This window comes from Nocardia vinacea NBRC 16497 (genome assembly GCF_000308835.1).
Lineage (GTDB): Bacteria > Actinomycetota > Actinomycetes > Mycobacteriales > Mycobacteriaceae > Nocardia > Nocardia vinacea.
Map to the genome: position 1 here is coordinate 1 of NZ_BAGN01000211.1, position 19,171 is coordinate 19,171.

At 66.6% G+C, this 19,171-nt stretch carries 6 protein-coding genes; 2 read left to right on the plus strand and 4 right to left on the minus strand.

The window, feature by feature from the left end; translation table 11 throughout:
* The first annotated feature begins 351 nt into the window (after positions 1–351).
* Positions 352–2,487 carry an MMPL family transporter gene (locus tag ON44_RS29205; protein WP_051182570.1) on the plus strand — a complete coding sequence of 712 codons (2,136 nt, stop codon included), beginning with the start codon at positions 352–354 and terminating at the stop codon, positions 2,485–2,487.
* Between the two features lie 135 nt (positions 2,488–2,622).
* Entirely contained in the window at positions 2,623–3,036 is a 414-nt protein-coding gene (locus ON44_RS29210) for a DUF7144 family membrane protein (protein WP_051182571.1), read from the plus strand.
* A 57-nt stretch (positions 3,037–3,093) separates the two neighbouring features.
* Here the strand turns inward: ON44_RS29210 and ON44_RS29215 are convergent, their stop codons facing one another.
* The 4 genes from ON44_RS29215 to ON44_RS29230 all read right to left on the minus strand — a co-directional run bounded on the left by ON44_RS29215 (position 3,094) and on the right by ON44_RS29230 (position 18,987).
* On the minus strand, positions 3,094–4,059 hold the full coding sequence (locus tag ON44_RS29215) for a dioxygenase family protein (protein ID WP_040695769.1): 966 nt from the start codon (positions 4,057–4,059) through the stop codon (positions 3,094–3,096).
* Positions 4,060–4,195: 136 nt separating this feature from the next.
* Entirely contained in the window at positions 4,196–4,936 is a 741-nt protein-coding gene (locus ON44_RS29220; RefSeq protein ID WP_040695771.1) for a glycosyltransferase, read from the minus strand.
* Positions 4,937–4,994: 58 nt separating this feature from the next.
* On the minus strand, positions 4,995–18,302 hold the full coding sequence (locus ON44_RS29225) for a non-ribosomal peptide synthetase (RefSeq protein WP_040695773.1): 13,308 nt from the start codon (positions 18,300–18,302) through the stop codon (positions 4,995–4,997).
* A gap of 241 nt (positions 18,303–18,543) precedes the next feature.
* The gene (locus tag ON44_RS29230; RefSeq protein WP_040695775.1) at positions 18,544–18,987 is read right to left on the minus strand and encodes a hypothetical protein; all 444 of its coding nucleotides are present in this window, start codon (positions 18,985–18,987) and stop codon (positions 18,544–18,546) included.
* Between the last annotated feature and the right edge of the window lie 184 nt (positions 18,988–19,171).

A 19,171-nucleotide genomic window follows, 5' to 3' on the forward strand; every position in this document is an offset into this window, starting at 1 on the left:
AGCACAAGACCTTGTGTCGCAGCGGCGTCTTTCGCGATGGCGCAGATGCGCCGGTGACCACCGCGTGCGGCACCCATTGTGCGGCACGCGACGCGAAATCCGTGCATCGATACCGACGCTGTCGTCGCGGTCGCCTGCGGTTTGCGGACCGGCGGGTCGTGGGCCCGGCGCACTGGGGACACGTGGTTCTGATGTCGGCACCGAGATTGCTGCGATCGCTCGGTGGCAGCCGATGGTGCACCGGGCCTGGTCGGCCGCACCGAAGTGGGCGCAGCATCACATTTTCACTCGCGGATGTCGAAGCCCGCAGTAGCATCGGTCCGACTGTGTGGCGGCTACCGAGGGGGTTCGATGTCCGCACCGACCGATCCGGATATGTCCGACCTGCTCGGCCGACTCTCGCGTGTGCCGAGCGGCCGCCGGAGCAAATGGGTGGTGCTCGGCGTATGGATCATCGCCCTGCTGGCACTCGGTACCTTCGCCGGAAACCTCACCGGCGCACAGAAGAACGACAATGTCACCTGGCTGCCGGACAGCGCCGAATCCACCCAGGCATTCAAGCTGGCCGAGAAATTCGGCAATAGCGACGATGTTCCGGTTGTGCTGGTGTACGAGCGCCGTGACGGGATCACTGCCGCCGATCGGCTGGCCGTCGGCGCCGATGCCAACCGGTTCCGGCAGGTCGAGCATGTGGTGCCCGATAAGGTGTTCGGCCCGATCCAGTCCGGCGATGGTCAGGCGTTGGAAATCCTGGTGCCGATCTCGATGGGATCCGAGGGCTGGAACCGCCTGACGAATGTGGTCGGTGCGATCAATGACGTGGCCGGGGAGCGACCCGACGGATTGTCCTACTATGCCACCGGACCGGCCGGGTACGCGGCCGAATTCGGCGAGGTGTTCAAGGGGATCGACGGTCTGCTGCTGTACTCGGCTGCCGCGGTCGTCATCGTCATTCTGCTGCTCACATATGGTCCGATGCTGTGGGCGTTTCCGCTGATCACCGTCGGTTTCGCGCTGGTGATATCGCAGGCCGCGGTATTCGGCGCGACCAAGGTGGGGCTGACCGTCAACGCGCAGAGCCAGGCCATCCTCACCGTCCTGGTCTTCGGCGCGGGCACCGACTATGCGCTGCTGCTGGTTGCGCGCTATCGCGAGGAACTGCGCCGCCATCCCGATAAACACGAGGCGATGGCGGTCGCACTGCATCGCGCCGGGCCTGCGGTGCTGGCCAGCGGTTGCACCGTGATCGTCTCGATGTTGGCGCTGCTGGTGGCGGAAATGAACTCGACCAAGGGCATCGGGCCGGTCTGCGCCATCGGAATCACGGTGGCGCTGCTGGCGATGTTGACGCTGCTGCCGGCGCTGCTGGTGATCGTCGGCCGGTGGATCTTCTGGCCGCGACATCCGAATTTCGGCACCGTCAACGAGACCGAATCCGGCATCTGGGCGCGCGTCGGGTTCGCGATTGCCCGGCGGCCGCGCACCGTCTGGATCGGCACCGCGCTGGCACTCGGCGCCCTCGCGCTCGGGGCCGGCGGGCTGGAGGCCGAGGGCATCGCGAATAAGGACGCCTTCGTCGGCTCATCCGCCGCGGTCACCGGAACCGAGGTACTGGAACGGCATTTCGAGGCGGGTACCGGTCAGCCGGTGATGGTCGTCGCCTCGTCCGCGCGCGTCGACGCGGTCGCCACCGCCTTGAGCTCGACACCCGGAATTACCGCGCCGTCACGACCGATCGTCAAGGATGATCTGGCCTATCTCGAGGGCACGCTCACCGATCCGCCGGACAGTCGGGCCGCCGAGGCCACCATCGACCGGGTGCGTGCGGCCGTGCGCGCGGTGGATCCGCAGGCCAGGGTCGGCGGCCAGACCGCCGTCGTGCTGGACATCAAACGCGCTGTGGCACATGACAATCGGGTTATCGTGCCGGTGGTGCTCGCCATTGTGATGGCGATCCTGATGGTGCTGCTGCGCGCGGTGGCCGCGCCGATTCTGCTCACGGCGACCGTGGTGCTGTCCTATTTCGCCGCGCTCGGGATGAGCCGCTGGATCTTCGATCTGGCCGGTTTCCGGGGCGCCGACGCCGGACTGCCGCTGCTGACCTTCGTCTTCCTGGTGGCGCTCGGCATCGACTACAACATCTTCTTGATGTCGCGGGTGCACGAGGAGGCGATCAAGCATCGCACCAAGGCGGGCGCACTCATCGGCTTGGCCGCAACGGGCGGCGTGATCACCTCGGCCGGACTGGTCCTGGCAGGCACATTCGCGGTATTCGCGACCATGCCGGTGGTGACCTTCGCCCAAATGGGCATTGTCATCGCCATCGGCGTGCTGCTCGACACCGTGATCGTGCGTTCGATCCTGGTCACCGCCCTGACCCTGGATATCGGCGACCGGATCTGGTGGCCCAGTGCGCTGGCCCGGCCACGCCCGGTGGTGGATCCCGAACCCCCTGGCCGGGCAGAAGAGATCAGTCTCAGTAATTGAATCCTCTCCCGCCTGAAGGACGGGCATCCGCGCTACGTCTCCGGTGACCCGCCGTCGCGCTGCCGCATTTCGGGCGCGGCGAGGGGTTACGTTGTGGCCGTCGATTACCACGCGTTTCGCCAAGGAGGGTGTGTTATGACCAGTCCCGGCCCGACCCGAACCGGACCCGCGCTCAATGACATGACGATCTTCGCGGGCGTATTGATTCTGATCACCGGCATACTGCATCTGCTCGCTGCCATCGCGGCAATCGCCAAGCGTGACTTATTCGTATTGACCGAGGATCAGGTCTTCCAGGTGAATGTCTCGGCCTGGGGCTGGGTTCACCTGGTGATCGCGGTGCTGATCATTATCGCGGGCATCGGCATTATCACCGGACAGACCTGGGGTTATCTCGCGGGCATCGTGATGGCCTCGATCAGCCTGCTGGACAACTTCCTGTTCGCGCCGATGTACCCGTTCTGGTCGTTGGTGATGATCGCACTCGACGTGCTGGTGATCTGGGCGCTGTCGCGGCAGATCGGCGCTGGAAGCGGAGTCGCGCGATAGGTTTCGCGTTACCGGCCCCCGGCCCGTCGAGTACGGGTCGGGGGCCGAGTTGTCTGCCTACTTGGTGCGCGGCGGCGGCCCGCCCTGCCCGCCGGGACCACCCGGGCCACCCTGTCCGCCGGGCCCGCCCTGTCCCGGTGGCGTGCCGCCATTGCCGGACTGGGTGTTCTGCGATTTCTCGGCGACGCCAACGGTGATCGAGACGGTCATACCCGAACTCGGAGTGCCGGTGACCGTGGCCATTTCGGCATCCCAGCCATCGCCGAAGACATTGTCCGAGGCGAGTGAGATCTGAGAAAGGTTGCTGATGCTCTGCGCGTATCCGGAGTCCGCGGCGAAGACGGTGCTGCAGACGTCCTGCGGCAGCGCGATCTGCGAGGTGAGGCGGGCGTTCTCGCCCGCGACGGCGGTGCTGAGCGAGTCGTAGACCTCGAAATGGATATGCGGCCAGCGACCGGAGTAGCAGGCGGGGAAGATCGAGGTGAAGCTCACCTCGCCATTGGCATCCGCGACCTGGACGCCGCGCAGATAGTTCTGGGCGGTAATGCTCTTGCCGTAGAGCGAGTATTCACCGGAACGGTCGCAATGCCAAACGTAGACGGCCATGCCCGTGCCCGCGGCGCCGCTCTTGGCCAAGTCCTGCAGCTTCAAACGCAGTGTCATCGGAACGCCCTGTGCGACACCGGAATACGCGCCGAAGCTGGTCGTGATGTCGGATCGGACGACACCGGATTCGATGAGCACATTGGGTCCGTTGGAGCCGTCGCCCGGGTACGGGCCCGCGGTCTCCTGCGGTGCGGCAGTGACCGTTCCGGTGCTGGTGGTCGTGCCGGGGGCGGCGGTGGTGGAGGAGGTCGCGCTGGTGGTCGTCGCCGATGCGCAACCGGCCGTCACCGTCGCCGCCCCGGCCGCGCCGAAGAAGGCCAGGGCCCGGCGGCGTGACATCACCTTCATATCGTGGGCGAGTCCGAGATCGTGCTCGTGTACATCGCCGTCGTGGCGGTGCGCGGGCTGTGCGCTCACTGCGTTGTCCTTCCGTCGTCGCGGTCAGCTGTCGACCGTGACGCTATGGACGCAGGCTAGGCGGTATGTGGGCTAAGGCTGGGAACCAGCTGTGAGCGAGCGCCGGCGAGGCGCTGTCGTGCGCGAGCGCCGCCCGCTACCAGCCCGGTCTGGCGAGCAGCGTTTCGGCGCGCTGCTCGATCAGCGGGATCTGATCGCCCTGCCCTTCGAAGAATATGGTTCGGCTGGACAGTTGCTGGCGATGTTTGCGATAGCGCAGCGTGATCGTATCGACGACCACGCCCGGTGCGATCGCGGATGCGGAGATCAACAATCCCGTGTCCTCCATTCCGCGCATCGCGGCCCAGCCGCCGGTGATGAGCAATAGTTCGCGGCGCCACATCACTCCCGCGGGATGCACCGGTAGACGATGGTCGGCCGACCACGCCCGCACCAGCACGCCCCGGGGAAGTAGTCCGGGTTCGAACGGCAGCGGAAACTCCACCAGCTCACCGGAACTCAGCAGATCCTGGGTCGGTCCGACGGCGAATCCCGCGGTCGGATGCGCGAGCAGCGCGGCGGAAAGCGCGGCGAGTGCGGTGGGCGCCAATTCGTCGTCGGCGTCGAGATTCTGGATCAGGGGGGCGGTGGCGCGGCCGAGGGCCACATTGCGGGTGATGGCCGGACTTTCGTGGGAACCGTTGACCGCGAGGCTGATTCGCGGATCGTCCGCGGCGCCGCAGTCGCCGAGGGCGGCGAGTACCGACGCCGGTGATTCGTCGTCGACCTGGATCAGCCAACGCCAGTCCTGGTGGGTCTGCGCACACAATGACCGCCAGGCTGCGGGTAGGTAGCGTGCGTAGCTGCTGTGTACCGCCGTTACGACCTCGACCCGCATGGACGGTAGTGTGCCACCGCGACGGGCGCTCCGCGCTGATGGGAATAGGCGACTCGGGTCATGTGCCGAGTTCCGGCTTCGGCACTGCCGCGAGCTGTTGATCGAGTACCGGCGCGATGATCGAGAGTGCGTGCGGCGAGGTCAGATCATTGTGGGCGAGGTCGATATCGTGGTTGACGACCCGGCCGGAGGCATAGGGTCGCCAACCGTCCGGCCCGACCATATCGGAGCTGTCGACGGTGGCGCTGAAGTAGAGCAGGTCGCCCTGGTAGACCGGGCGGTGGTAGCCGGTGCGGGTGCGCGCGGCCGCGTTGTAGGAAGCCGCCATTCGCTCGATGATCTCGGCGTCGATGAGTTCCATACCGAGCCGGGCCTCGATGAGTTCGGCGGCCTCCTGGGCGGTCGCCTCGGCGGGGACATCGTCGATGCCGAAGATCGCGCCGAAGGTATTGACGAATGCGCCCGCGGAAAGCTGTTCGATGGTGTCGCTGTCGATATCGGCATGGTCGGTGTCCAGAAGTGCTACGACGCCGACGGTTTCGCCCGCAGCCTGCAGTTTCGCCGCCATGGCGTGTGCGATGAGGCCACCGAAGGACCAGCCGAGCAGGTGGTACGGCCCGGTCGGCTGAACGGCGCGGATTTCGCGGATGTACCGGTCGGCGGACTCCTCGATGGTGCGCGCCGCCGGTTCGCGACCGCTGAGTTCCGGGGCCTGTAGACCGTAGATCGGGCGGCCGGGCCGCAGTCGCTCGGCGAATCCCAAGTAGCTCCAGGACATTCCGGACGACGAGTGAATGCAGAACAGTGCAGGTTCGGTCCCGCCGAGCCGGATGGGCAGCAGCACATCGAGACCGAGTCCACCTGGTGCGGCGGCGGTTTCGCGTGCCGCAACCTGGGCGGCGATCGTCGCGGCCTCTTCGTCGGCAGCGCGCTGTGCTGCCGGAGTGTGAACGAAATGGGCTGCCGCACTGAGCGTCTCGAACCACCGGCGGGACAACTCGGCAATCTCGGAGCGGTCCACGAGTGCTTCCGGGAAGCGAAGTTCCGCGTGCAACCGATCGTCGATGACGACTGCGCTGACCGCTATCGCGGATGCGACCGTGAGTTCGGGATGCTCATCGGCGTGCAGATCGCCGAATTCATCGGTGGGGGACCAGCCGAGCCCTTCGAGTCCGGCGGGAATGTCGACGTCCGAGTGCCGACCGCGGTATTCGAAGCTGATCCGGCCCGGAATTCGCGACGGAAGTTGTTCTGCCGCAGCAGGATTGAGGTAGCGCAGCATTCCATATCCGATGCCGTGGTCCGGCACCGCGAGCAGCTGGTGTTTGATCGCACGGATCGCCGCACCCATCGCCGCACCGCCCACGCAGGCGTCATCGATATCGATCGCGGACAGATCCAGCCGCGCCGGGTAGGTACTCGTGAACCAGCCGAGTGTCCGATTCAGATCCGCACCCGGGATCACATCCCGCCTGCCATCGCCCGCCAAGCGCAGCAGTGCCGTCGACTCGTCCACATTCCGCCACCGCACCAGCGCCAATGTCAGCGTGGTGAGCAGGGCATCGGTGACCGCGCCCCGGAACAGTTCCGGCAGTGTGGTCAGCAGCGCGGTGGTGACCTCCTCGGATACCTCGAATTCGACCGTGCGCAGTGTGTGCGCCTGATCGATCGCCGGATCGAGCTCTTGGGAGCCGATCAGCGGATCGGGACCGGCGATCATGTCCTGCCAATACTCGAGTTCGGCGCTGCGCCGTTCGGTCCGCGCTTCCTCGACGAGCGCATGCGACCACCGACGCATCGACGTACCGACGTCGGCGAGAACAGGTGTGTTCCCGACCGAAACCTGCGCCCACGCGGCGATCGAGTCCGCCACCAGAATTCGCCACGACGCACTGTCGACGGCGAGTCGGTGTGCCACCACGATCAGGCGGCCGGATCGCGTCCTGGCTCCGGCATCGCCGATCGGATCCAGCCAGACGGCTTGCAGCACAATGCCATTCGCCGGGGAAAGCCGGCTTGCCGCGGAATCCAGCTCGGTGGCCGCGTATTCGCGCAGATCGAGCGCGTCGGCGGCGGCATCGTATTCGATGCGGTGCACCAGCGCGTCGACATCGACCGAGCCGGGCTCGTCGACCCGCCACTGCCAGCCGTCCTCGGTCCGCCAGAGCCGCGAGCGCAGTATGTCGTGCCGGTCGACCACCGCGGCGAGTGTCGCGACGATTTGCGCACGCTCGACGCCGACCGGAAGTTCCAACACCACGGACTGCGCGCAGCGGTCGATATCGCCGCCACGCTCGACCAGCTCGTGCACGCTCGGGGTGAGTGGCAACTCGCCGATCCCGCCGCCGGGCAGTTCGTCGAGCGTCACCGCCGGCCCCGCCACCACGGCGGCCAATGCGGCAACCGTGCGATGTTCGAAGACCTGCAGCGGCGTGCACTGGATGCCGTGCATTTTCGCGCGGGAGACCAGTTTGATCGCCATGATGCTGTCGCCGCCGAGCGCGAAGAACGAATCGTCGACGCCGACCTTGCGGTCGAGCAGTTCAGCGTAGATCTGCGCCAGGATTTCCTCGGTGGGAGTCGACGGAGCGCGGTACTCGGTCTGCTCGACGACGAATTCCGGTTCCGGCAGTGCTTTTCGGTCGAGTTTGCCCACGGCATTGAGCGGGATGGCATCCATGACCACGAATGCGGCGGGCACCATATACGCGGGCAAGGTATCGGCGGCGAACGCGCGCACGCGGGCGATATCGAGTTCGACACCGGGCTTGCGCACGAGATAGGCCGCGAGCGCCGTGGATCCGGTCGGGCCGGGAACGCCGAGGGTGACCGCGAAGTCGACCCCGTCCGCGCGACCGAGAACCGCGTCGATTTCACCCAGCTCGATGCGCTGACCGCGCACCTTGACCTGGAAGTCGGTGCGGCCGATGTACTCCAGCTCCAACCCGGCCGCGCGAGTCCACCGCACCAGGTCACCTGTGCGGTACATGAGTTCGCCGGGACCGCCGAAGGGGTTCGCGATGAAGCGCGCGGCGGTCAGACTCGGTCGGGCGTGATAGCAGCGGGCCAGTGCGGAGCCCGCGAGATAGAGCTCGCCCGCGACACCGACCGGCACCGGACGCAGCCGATCATCCAGGACCAATACGGCAGCACCGCGAAGGGGCGCACCGATGGTGACCGGTGTGCCCGCGACGAGCGGCGCGGAACCCGTTGCCCAGATGGTGAATTCGGTCGGACCGTACAGATTCAGCATGCTCCGGCCTGCACACCAGCGTTCGGCCAATTCGGCGCCGACCGCCTCGCCCGCCACCGCGAGCATCCGCACACTCGACACCTCGTCGGGATCGATGGTGGCCAGTGCCGATGGCGTGATCACCATATGCGTGACCTGTTCGGCGGCAATCAATTCGGCGAGTGCGCTACCGCCGAAGACCTCTGGCGGCGCCACCACCGACGCGCCGCCGGACCCGAAGGCCATCAGCGCCTCGAAGATCGATGCATCGAAACTCGGTGAGGCGACCTGCAATACCCGGGAATTCTCGTCGACGCCGAGCGATTCCCGTTGTGCCGCAATGAGGTCGGCGATACCGCGATGGGAGACGGAGACGCCCTTGGGTGTTCCGGTCGAACCCGAGGTGTAGATCATCCAGGCGGGGTTGTCCGGACGGATCGACTCCGACGACAACGCTGCGTCACTTACCGCCCGTTGGCGACCGCTGAACTCGGCGTCGTCGAGCACCAGCCATTCGGTGCTGTCGGGCAGCAGTCGCCGATAGGCGGCGAGGGTGAGGCCGACCCGAGCACCGGAATCGGTGAGCATGTGATCGATCCGATCCACCGGATGTTTCGGATCGACCGGCAGGAAGGCGGCACCGGCCTTCGCGGCCGCCCACATGCCGATCAACAATTCGGCGGACCGGGGGAGACCCAGCGCCACGACGGTTTCCGTGCCGATACCCGCTTCGAGCAGGAGTCTGGCCAACTGGTTCGACGCGGCGTCGAGTTCACGGTAGGTCGTCGTGCGTCCGTCAGCGACCAAAGCCGGGCGGTCCGGATGGGATGCGGCGGATGCGGTGAGCGCCGCGGTGAGCGTCGTGGTCCCGGCGGTCTCGGGACCGCGTACCGGAACCAGCTCGGTGCGTTCGGATTCGGCGAGGATATCGATATCGGCCAGGCGGATATCGATATCCGCGACGATCGCGGCGAGCACGCGACGCCATCGATCGACGAAGGTCGCCACCGTGGCTTCGTCGAAAAGGTCCGTCGCGTAGGTCAGTACACCCTCGATGCCGTCCGGACCGTCGGCGGTGAAACGTTCACGCAGGTCGAGTGTCAGATCGAATTGCGAGGCGCCGCGATCGAAATCCTCTACCTCGAACCGCAATCCGGGCAGTTCCAGGACCGGTTCGACGAAGTTCTGCAGTGACAGCGACACCTGGAATAACGGATGGTGTGCGGTCGATCTGGTCGGGTTGAGCACCTGGACGAGCCGTTCGAACGGCACATCGGTATTGCCGAAGGCATCCAGATCCGCAGCCCGCACGGTCGCGAGGAACTGCCGGAATCCGGTTCCCGGATCGACCGGCGTGCGCAGGGCGAGCGTATTGACGAACATGCCGACGAGTTCGTCGAGCGCCGCTTCGCCACGGCCCGCGACGGGCGTGCCGATCACGACATCGTCGGTACCGCCGAGCCGTGCCAGCAGTGCCGCGAGAGCGGCGTGCACGACCATGAATACGCTGACATTGTTCGCGGCCGCGAATTCGATTATGGCGCCGTGCAATGGTGAGTCCAGCGTGAAATCGACGTCGGCGCTGCGCATCGACTGCACTGCAGGGCGCGGGCGATCGGAGGGCAGCTCCAGCACATCCGGCGCGCCGGCGAGGATATCGGACCAATACCGGATCTGCCGTGCCGCAAGCGATTCCGGATCCGACTCGCTACCGAGCAACTCCCGATGCCACAGCGCGAAATCGGCGTACTGCACGCCGAGCGGCACGCGGGTCGTGTCGACACCGCTGGTCCGCTCCGAGTATGCGGCGACCAGATCGGCCGCCAATGGCGCCATCGAGGCGCCGTCGGCGCTGATGTGATGGACCACGAGCACGACGACATGCACCGAGGGTGGTTCGATCACCACTGGTGCCTCGGCTACGAGGGGACTCGACGACACCGGCGGAACATCCATCGAAGCGTGCGACGACACCGGCGGAATGCCCGCGCCGGCACCGGAGGACACCGGCACCGATCCCTTACCGTTCGCACCGGTGCCGTCGCCGATCCGGAAGATGCCGACCCGCAGCGGCGGCTCCTTGGTGATATCGAATCCGGTGCCCGCCAAGGCATTGATCCGATGACGCAGGGCCGCAGTGTCTCCGGCGTCGATCACGGTCAACTCCGGCGCGGCGGCCGCCGTACCGATCACCACCTGACGGGGTCCCTCCGCATCGGCGGGGTAGATGGTGCGCAGACTCTCGTGCCGCTCGACCACATCGGCGAGCGCCTGTCGCATCGCCGCCACATCGAGGTTTCCGGTGAGCCGCAAGGCGACCGCGATGTTGTACGCGGGCGAGGCCGGATCCATCCGATTGAGTACCCACATGCGCTGCTGGGCCGGGGACAACGGAATTCGGTCCGGACGGATGCGCGGTGCGAGCGCGAACCGGCCCGGCTTGCCATCGGTGGCCGGGATGACCCGCGCGGACAGTTGGGCGATGGTCGGCGCGTCGAACAGATCGCGCAGCGCGATGGTCGAGCCGAGGGACGAATTGATCCGGGCGACAACCTTGGTCGCGCTGAGTGAATTGCCGCCGAGTTCGAAGAACGACTGGTCGACGCTCACCTGCTCGTTGCCGAGCACCTCGCCGAATACCTCGGCGACGGCCTGTTCGACCGGCGTCCGCGGTGCGAGATACGGCCGCTGTGTGGCCGAGAAGTCCGGCACCGGAAGGGCTTTGCGATCCAATTTGCCGACCGGGGTCAGCGGGATGTCATCGAGCACGACCAGGTATCCGGGCACCATATAGCTGGGCAGTTCGGCCGCCACCTGCTCCCGCAGGCGCTCGGGATCGAGTTCGGTACCCGGGGTGGGCAGGACATACGAAACCAGCACGGTTGCGCCCGCCGGTCCGGTCTGGCCGATGGTCACCGCGTATTCGACCTGTTCGTCGCGTGAGAGCACGGCATCGATTTCGCCGAGTTCGATCCGCAGGCCACGGATCTTGACCTGGAAGTCGCTGCGGCCCAGATACTCGAGCACGAGTGCGTCATCGGCACCGATGACCCATCGGACCATATCGCCGGTTCGATACATCCTTTCCCCGGCCGCGCCATACGGATTCGCGATGAAGCGCGCCGCGGTCATCCCGAACCGATTGAAGTAACCACGTGCCAGCGCCGGACCAGCCAGGTACAGCTCGCCCGCGATGCCCACCGGTACCGGGCGCAGCCAGGTATCGAGCACCAGATTGGACGCGCCGCGGATCGGGCCGCCGATGGTGATCGGTTTGCCCGGTAGCAGTTCGGCAGGGCTGGTCGCACATACGCTGAATTCGGTGGGGCCGTATAGATTCACCATCCGCCGCCCGACCGCCCACCGGTCGATCAGTTCGGGTGCGGCGGCCTCGCCGCCGACCCCGAGCACCCGCAGGTCGGCCAGATCGGCCGGTTCCATGGTGGCCAGCGCTGACGGCGTGATCGCAGCGTGGGTGATCCGCTCGGTGCGCAGCAGATGTTCGAGATCGCTGCCGCCGTAGACCTCCGGTGGCGCTACCACCAGGCGGCCACCCGTCGAATGCGCCATCAGCAGCTCCATGACCGATGCGTCGAAACTCGGCGAAGCGACCTGTAGCGAACTGATAGAGGGATCGAGTTCGAGGCCCTCTCGTTGTGCGGTGGCCATATTCGCGAGGCCACGATGGCTGACCAGGACCGCCTTGGGCTTACCGGTGGAGCCCGAGGTGTAGATCAGGTAGGCGGTCTGATCGATATTGATGGGGCCGCCGCGTTCTTCGTCGGTGATGGGCGCGTCGGAGACCAGCATGACCCGTCGAATCGTGTTCAGGTCGTCGAGCAGCAGCCAGTCGATGGTGCCCGGCAGTGTCTCACCGGTCGCCGTGACGGTCACCCCGATCGGGGCCTTCGAATCGGTGAGCATGTGCTCGATGCGCTCCACCGGATAGCTCGGATCCAGCGGTAGGAAGGCCGCACCGGTCTTCGCGAGTGCCCAGACGGCCACCACGGATTCCAGTGATCGAGTGAGTGCGAGGATGACGAATATCTCCCGACCGACACCGCGGCCGAGCAGTACCCGCGCGTAGCGGTTGGACCAGGCGTCGAGTTCGCCATAGCTCATCCTGAGATCGCCCGCGGTGATCGCGATGGCATCGGGATCGATGCGCGCGCCCGCCGCCAGGATATCCGGAAGTGTCTGCGGCGGAACCGGTTCCGCGCCGCGCACCGGCACCAGGGTGGCCAGTTCGGCGTCGTCGCAGTATTGCAGTTGGGAGACGAGGGCATTCGGGTCGTCGGCGAGTTGGGTCAGTAGCCGGACGAAGCGATCCAGCAGTGGTTGTGCCGCCGTGATATCGAGCTGGTCGGCCATGAATTTCAGGTTGATGCGCAGCGTGTCGTGCCCGTCTTCGCCGTGCACCGGAATGACCATGAGACCCAACGGGTAGGGCGTCGCGTCGGTGCCCGCGATATCGAGCACCCGCATACCCGCGATATCGAGCGCCTGCGACAGCGCCTCCCGGTCGATCGGATACGACTCGAATACGGTGAGCGTGTCGAAGAGTTCGGCGAGACCGACGGCACGGTGGATGGCGGCCAGCCCCACATGCTGGTGGTCCAGCAGGCGCGCCTGCTCGGCCTGGATGCGGGTCACCAGGTCGGCGACCTTCTCCGCGGGATCGAGCTGGACCCGTACCGGGAGCGTATTGATGAACAGCCCGACCATCTCTTCGACACCGGACAGTTCCGGTGGCCTACCGGATACGGTGCCGCCGAACAGCACGTCCGTGCGCCCGGTCATCATGGCGAGCAGCATCGCCCATGCGGCCTGCACCATCGTATTGACCGTCGCACCGGATTCGCGTGCGGTGGTCTCCAGCAGCTCGACCGTGGTGCGGGTCAGGTCGCGAGAGATCATTCCGGTCTCGGTCGATTCGATCCCGGCCAGTGTCGGGATCGCGCGCGTCGGCGTATCCACGCCGGCCAGCGATTGCGTCCAGGCTGCGAGCGAGGCCTCGTTGTCCTGCTCATCGAGCCACGCCAAGAACTCCCGGTACGAGTGCGCGGGCGGCAGCGCGGAGGTGTCGCCCCTCGTGACGTAGAGCGTCAGCAGCTCGCGCACCAGCAATGGCGTCGACCAGCCGTCCAGCACCAGATGGTGATTGGTCATGACCAGCCGATAGATATCGGCCCCGGTGCGGATCAGGGTGAAGCGGATCAGCGGTGGGCGGTCGAGTTCGAATCGGGTGCGGGCATCGAGGGCGATGAGCCGGTCGACTTCGCGGTCGCGTTCGTCGGCATCGGCGATATCGGTGAGATCGATATCGTGCCAGCGGATTTCGGCATCGGCGAGGACGAGCTGGCGCGGACCGTCGTCGGTTTCGGCGAAGGCGACGCGCAGGTTCTCGTGCCGCTCGAGCAAGGCCTGTGCCGCACTGCGCAAGCGGGCGGCATCGACGGTGCCCGCGAGGGTGAGCAGTGATTGGACGGTGTAGTCGTCGGCGGTATCGGTGTCGTAGAGCGCGTGGAAAAGCAGACCGAACTGCAGCGGCGAAAGCGGCCAGACATCGGTGAGGCTCGGGTAGGTGCGTTCCCAGCTCTCGATCTGCTGTTGTGTCACTGCGACGAGTTCGAAGTCGGACGGGGTGCGTCCGCCCGCGCCCGGCGAGCCGGCGTGCGCTGCCAGCGCCCGCAGCGCCTGCGACCACAGCTCGGCGAGTTGAGCGACATCCGCCTCGTCGAGCAGCCGTGCAGCGTAGGCCCAGGTGACCTCCAGGCCGACATCGGTGAGCACGGCATTGATATCGACGACTGCGGCCAGCGGCGCCGACTCGTTGTGCGTCGCCGCGAAACGCTGTGGCAGCCACGCTCCCGCGTGCCCGCCGGTGAGCGCACGGCCGAGATAGTTGAAGCTGAGCTGCGGGATCGGCGCGTCCGCGAGGGCGGCGGCGGACTCCGGATGCTGATAGCGCAGCATGCCGTAGCCGATGCCCTTATCCGGCACCGCGCGCAGCTGTTCCTTGACCTTCTTGATCGCGGTGCCCGCCGCGTCGCCACCGGCGAACGCGTCGTCGAGATCGATGCCGGTCACATCGATGGCCAGCGGGTAGATGCTGGTGAACCAGCCGACCGTGCGGGCGATATCGGCGCCGGGCAGCAGCGTCTCGGAGCGGCCGTGGCCTTCCAGGGTGAGCAGCGCGGTTTTGCGATCGCGCCAGCGGCTCATCGCGAGGGCGAGTCCGGTGAGCAGCACATCGTCTGCGCCGCAATGGAATTGGTCGGGCAGAGTGGCAAGTACGGTGTTGGCGATATCCGGGTCGACGGTGGTCCGGCACTGGCCCATCGTGGCGACGACGTCGACAGCTGGATCCAGTGTCGCCGAGCCGATGACCGGATCCGGGGTGGCCAGCATCTGTTGCCACAGTGGCAGTTCGGCCACCCGCTCGGGTGCCTGTTCGGCTTGACCGTATGCCCACCGACGGAAGGACGTGCCGACGGGCACGAGTGCGCCGCCCGCCGCCGCGATCGCCAGGTCCGGCAGCAGGATTCGCCAGGAGATACCGTCGGTCACCAGATGGTGCAGCACCAGCCAGCACAGTGGATCGGCCCCCGCCCGCTCGATCAGCACGAAGCGCGCGACGACACCTGCCTCGGGTTCGAGCAGATCCGCCGCCCGTTGTAATTCGCGCTCGTAGCTGTCGTCGGGGTCCCCGTCGGCCGCGACTACCTCGATCAAATCATCGGCTGCTATCGAATCACGCTCGGCGACAACCCATTCCCAGCCTTGCTCGGTGTGCCGCAGTGTGGAGCGAAGCACATCGTGATGGTCGATGAGCGCTCGGACCGCGGCGCTGAGCTGGTCGCGGCCGAAACCCTCCGGGAGACCGATCAAGACGGCCTGACCGAAGCGGTTCCAGGCCGGTCCCTGCTCCACCATGGCGTGCACGATCGGCGTGAGCTCCACGGCGCCGACCCCGCCGCCTGGCAGTTCGGTGACCGTCTGCGCGAGCACGTCGGTCGCGATCGCGGCCAGCGCGGCAACGGTCTTGCGCTCGAACACATCTCGTGCACTGAAGCCGATCCCGGCCGCCTTCGCGCGCGATACCAGCTGGATCGAGACGATGCTGTCACCGCCGAGTGCGAAGAAGCTGTCGTCGATACCGACCGTTTCGAGTCCGAGGACATCGGCGAACAAGTCGGCCAGTGCCGCTTCGCGCGGCGTCGACGGCGCCCGGCTCACAACGGCTCGGACACTGAAATCCGGTGCGGGCAGGGCCCTGCGGTCCACCTTGCCGAGCGGTGTCAGCGGAATGCTGTCGAGCACCATGATGACCGAGGGGATCATATATGCCGGAAGCGTCTCACCGGCAGCCGCTTTCAGCGCCTCCGGGTGAATCTCGGTGCCGGGCTTGCCGAGAACGTACGCCACCAGTGCGGTCACTCCGGTGGGAGTCTTCGCGCCGATGGTGAGTGCGAAGTCGACGTCGGGCTGCCGTTGCAGCGCGGCATCGATCTCGCCGAGCTCGATGCGGAACCCGCGCACCTTGACCTGGAAGTCGCTGCGGCCCTGGTACTCCAGTTCGTCGTCTGCGGTCCACCGCACGAGATCGCCGGTGCGGTACATCCGCTCACCCGGCGCGTACGGGTTGGCGACGAAACGGCTGGCGGTCAGCCCGTTGCGCTGGTGATAGCCGCGCGCGACGCCCGCGCCTGCCAGATACAGCTCACCGACCGAGCCGCGAGCCACCGGCCGCAACCACGGGTCGAGCACGACAGCGGTGACACCGAGAACGATGCTGCCGATGGTTACCGGCCCGCCGGGGCGCAGTGGCCCGCTCAAGGTCACGGTGACGGTGGTTTCGGTGGGCCCGTAGCCGTTCAACAGCGTCCGCCCGGACCAGGTGGTCACCAACTCCGGCGGACACGCGTCACCACCGACGACGATCGTCTGCAGATCCGGCAGCGTCGCCGGGTCCAGCGAGCCCACCACTGTCGGGGTGACATTGAGATGGGTGACCCGGTGCGCGCGCAGAACTTCGGCCATCTCCTCGCCCGCATACGCCGACGGTGGCACGACGGCGAGCGTCGCACCCGCAGCGAAGGTGACCAGGATCTCCTCGACGGAAATATCGAAACTCGGCGAAACCGCGTGTGCCACTACCGAATCGGCGTTGACACCGAATCCGGCGCCGGAACCGGTGACCAAATTCGCCAGGCCGCGATGCGACACCAGCACACCCTTGGGCAGTCCCGTCGATCCTGAGGTGTAGATGATGTAGGCGATCTGATCCAGGTGTACCGGTGCGCGGCGTTCGGCATCGGCGATCGCCGCCGAATCTTGCGCGTGCACCGTTTCGGCCGTTGCGTCGTCGTCGAGCAGCAGCCAGTCCACGTGGTCCGGCAAGGACTTTCGCGCCGGGTGCACGGTCAAGCCCGCGACGACCCCGCTGTCGCCGACCATATGCTCGATCCGGTCGGCGGGATAGGTCGGGTCGATGGGTACGAATGCCGCACCGGATTTCGCCACCGCGAGCGTGGCGAGGACGGATTCGGCCGAACGCGGAATCGAAATCGCGACGGTGCGTTCGGGTCCGGCGCCCGCCGCGATCAGCGCGCGGGCCAGGCGGTTGGTGTACTCGTCGACCTGACGATAGGTCATGCTGGCGTCGCCGCTGCGCAGCGCCACCGCCTCCGGGTCGAGTGCCGCACCAGCAGTGATGATTTCGGGGAGGGTGCGCGGTGCGACCGCCTCGGGTCCACGCGCGGGCACCAGCCGATCCTGCTCCTGCGGGGAGACGACCCGGACGGTACACAGCGGCGCATCCGGTCCGGCGGCCAGGAACGCGTGCAGGAACATCAAGAAGCGGGCATGGTGTGCCGCCAATTCATCGGTGCTGTACAGGTTTCCGTTGCCCTGCAGATCGATGTGGGTGCTCTCCCCGCCGACGCCCGGATACAGGTTGAAAAACACGTCATCGATCAACCCGGATGTCAGCACATGCAGTCGTCCGGTGACCGAGCCGAGCTGAATCCTGGTATCCACCATCATCAAATTGACGGCCGGACCGAACGACGACGCCTCGTCCATCGACCAGCCGAGATCACGGACGATGTCCTCCTGCCGGTAACGCTGTCTGCGCAGCGCCCCGGTCAGCTCACTCTGCGCTGCCCGGATCACGTCGCCGACCGTGGTGGTCGGTGACAACATCAGGCGCATCGGAACGACATTGGCGACCATACCGCCGGATCGGCGCAGTGCCGCCGTGGTGCGTCCCGAAACCGGCAGACTCAGCACCACTTCGGGCGCACCGGTCATCGCGGCGAGATAGGCGCCGAAGGCGGCGACGATGGTCGGCGCGGCGTTCGAGCCGGCCGCCTTCGCTACGGTATCGAGCAATTCGGCCGTCGCGGCAGGCAGTGCGCCCGAGACCCGGCTCGGCGGCGCGTCGACATCGGCCTCGCGCCCCGCGAGGTTGACCGGGTCGGCCATCCCGGCCAGATGCTCGCGCCAGTACTCGCGGTCGGAGTCGAATCGGTCCGAGCCGCGGTAGGCCAGATCGGCGTCGACGATCTTCTTCAGTGGTTCGGCCTTGGCGGGCGGCGCCTCGCTGCCCTCGATGATGGCGTTGTAGATCTCGCCGGTGCGCTGTACCAGTGCGAGCGCACCCATACCGTCCAGCACTATGTGGTGCATGCGCGAGTACCAGAACCAGCGGTCATCGGCCAGCCGCAGCATGGCCACCGCGACCAATCGGTCGTGCATCAGATCCAGCGGCGTGGAGTACTCCGCGCGCATCCAGGCATGTGCCGCTGCCTCGGGATCGGGCTTATCGCGCAGGTCGATGACGTTGAGTTCGTCGACAATGGTGGTGTCGACGAACTGGTACGGCTGACCCTCGACATCGAGCAGCCGGACATATCCGGTCCCGAATTCGCGTCCGGTCTGCTTGGCGGCCGCGGCGAGTGCGTCGAGATCGAGTTCGCCGATCAGTTCGACGTACTGCGCGATCGAGATAGGCGTATCGCCCGCGATGTGCTGGGCGAACCAGATGCCGCGCTGGGCTGCCGACAGCGGAAACGCGCTGTCGGGCGGTGCGGTGCCTATTTTTCCGTTCGAGGACGATGGCTGTTGCATAAGCACACCTGCGTTCTGACGTCTGGAGCGGTTGTCCACCGCTGGTCCCGACCGTCGCGTAGTAGCAAGTTCATTTTGGACCGGCGCCGAGCCGACCGAAGGCGTATTGACAACACTGTGTTCGATCGGCGGCGTCCCCAGGGCTCGAGTGGTCGCGCGGCGCTGCCGCCTCCGGGCTCGGCATACTCGCCGCAGCGCGCCCGAACTCCGTGGGGTTCGGGCGCGCAGGCTGAATAGGAGGTCAGGCGGACTTCCGCTCGGTCAGGCGATCGGTATCGGTGATCGGGGCGTCGGAGCTGACCAGGTAGCCCTGCAGCGTCGAGCGGTCGTCCAGGATCAGCCAGTCGATGGAGTCGGAGAGTTCCGGGCGGCGAGCCTTGGTAGTGATGCCGATGGCCGCACCCGGGACTGCGGTGGCGGCATCGGCCAGCTTGGCAGGTGTCGCGTGGAGCTTACGCACGGCGGATGCAGCCACGGTGGCCTCGATCTGCGGCTCGATCGCCAGGGCGATCCGGGTGTGCGCGGTGCCGCCGCGGGCGATCAGCAGCCGGGCCAGGCGGTTCGCCCAGCGATCCAGCTCGACGTCGACGAGCGCACCGGGATTGCCGGCGACCAGATCCGCGTTGCGCAGGCGCGGCTGCAGCTGGATGACGTTGGTGGCGGGCGATTCGACCAGAGTGCTCATTGTGCTGTCCCCTCAAAGGATCCGTCTTGTTTCTCGGTGTGCTTCTAATCTCGCTGACGGGAGGGGTTGGCGACAGCTACCCAAGCGCTGGTGGGAGCACTCCGAGGGTGAGCGAATCCATACCCAAGGTGTGCCCGCTTACAAGATGTGCGCGCTTGGAGGACCGATCAAGTCACTCGCAACG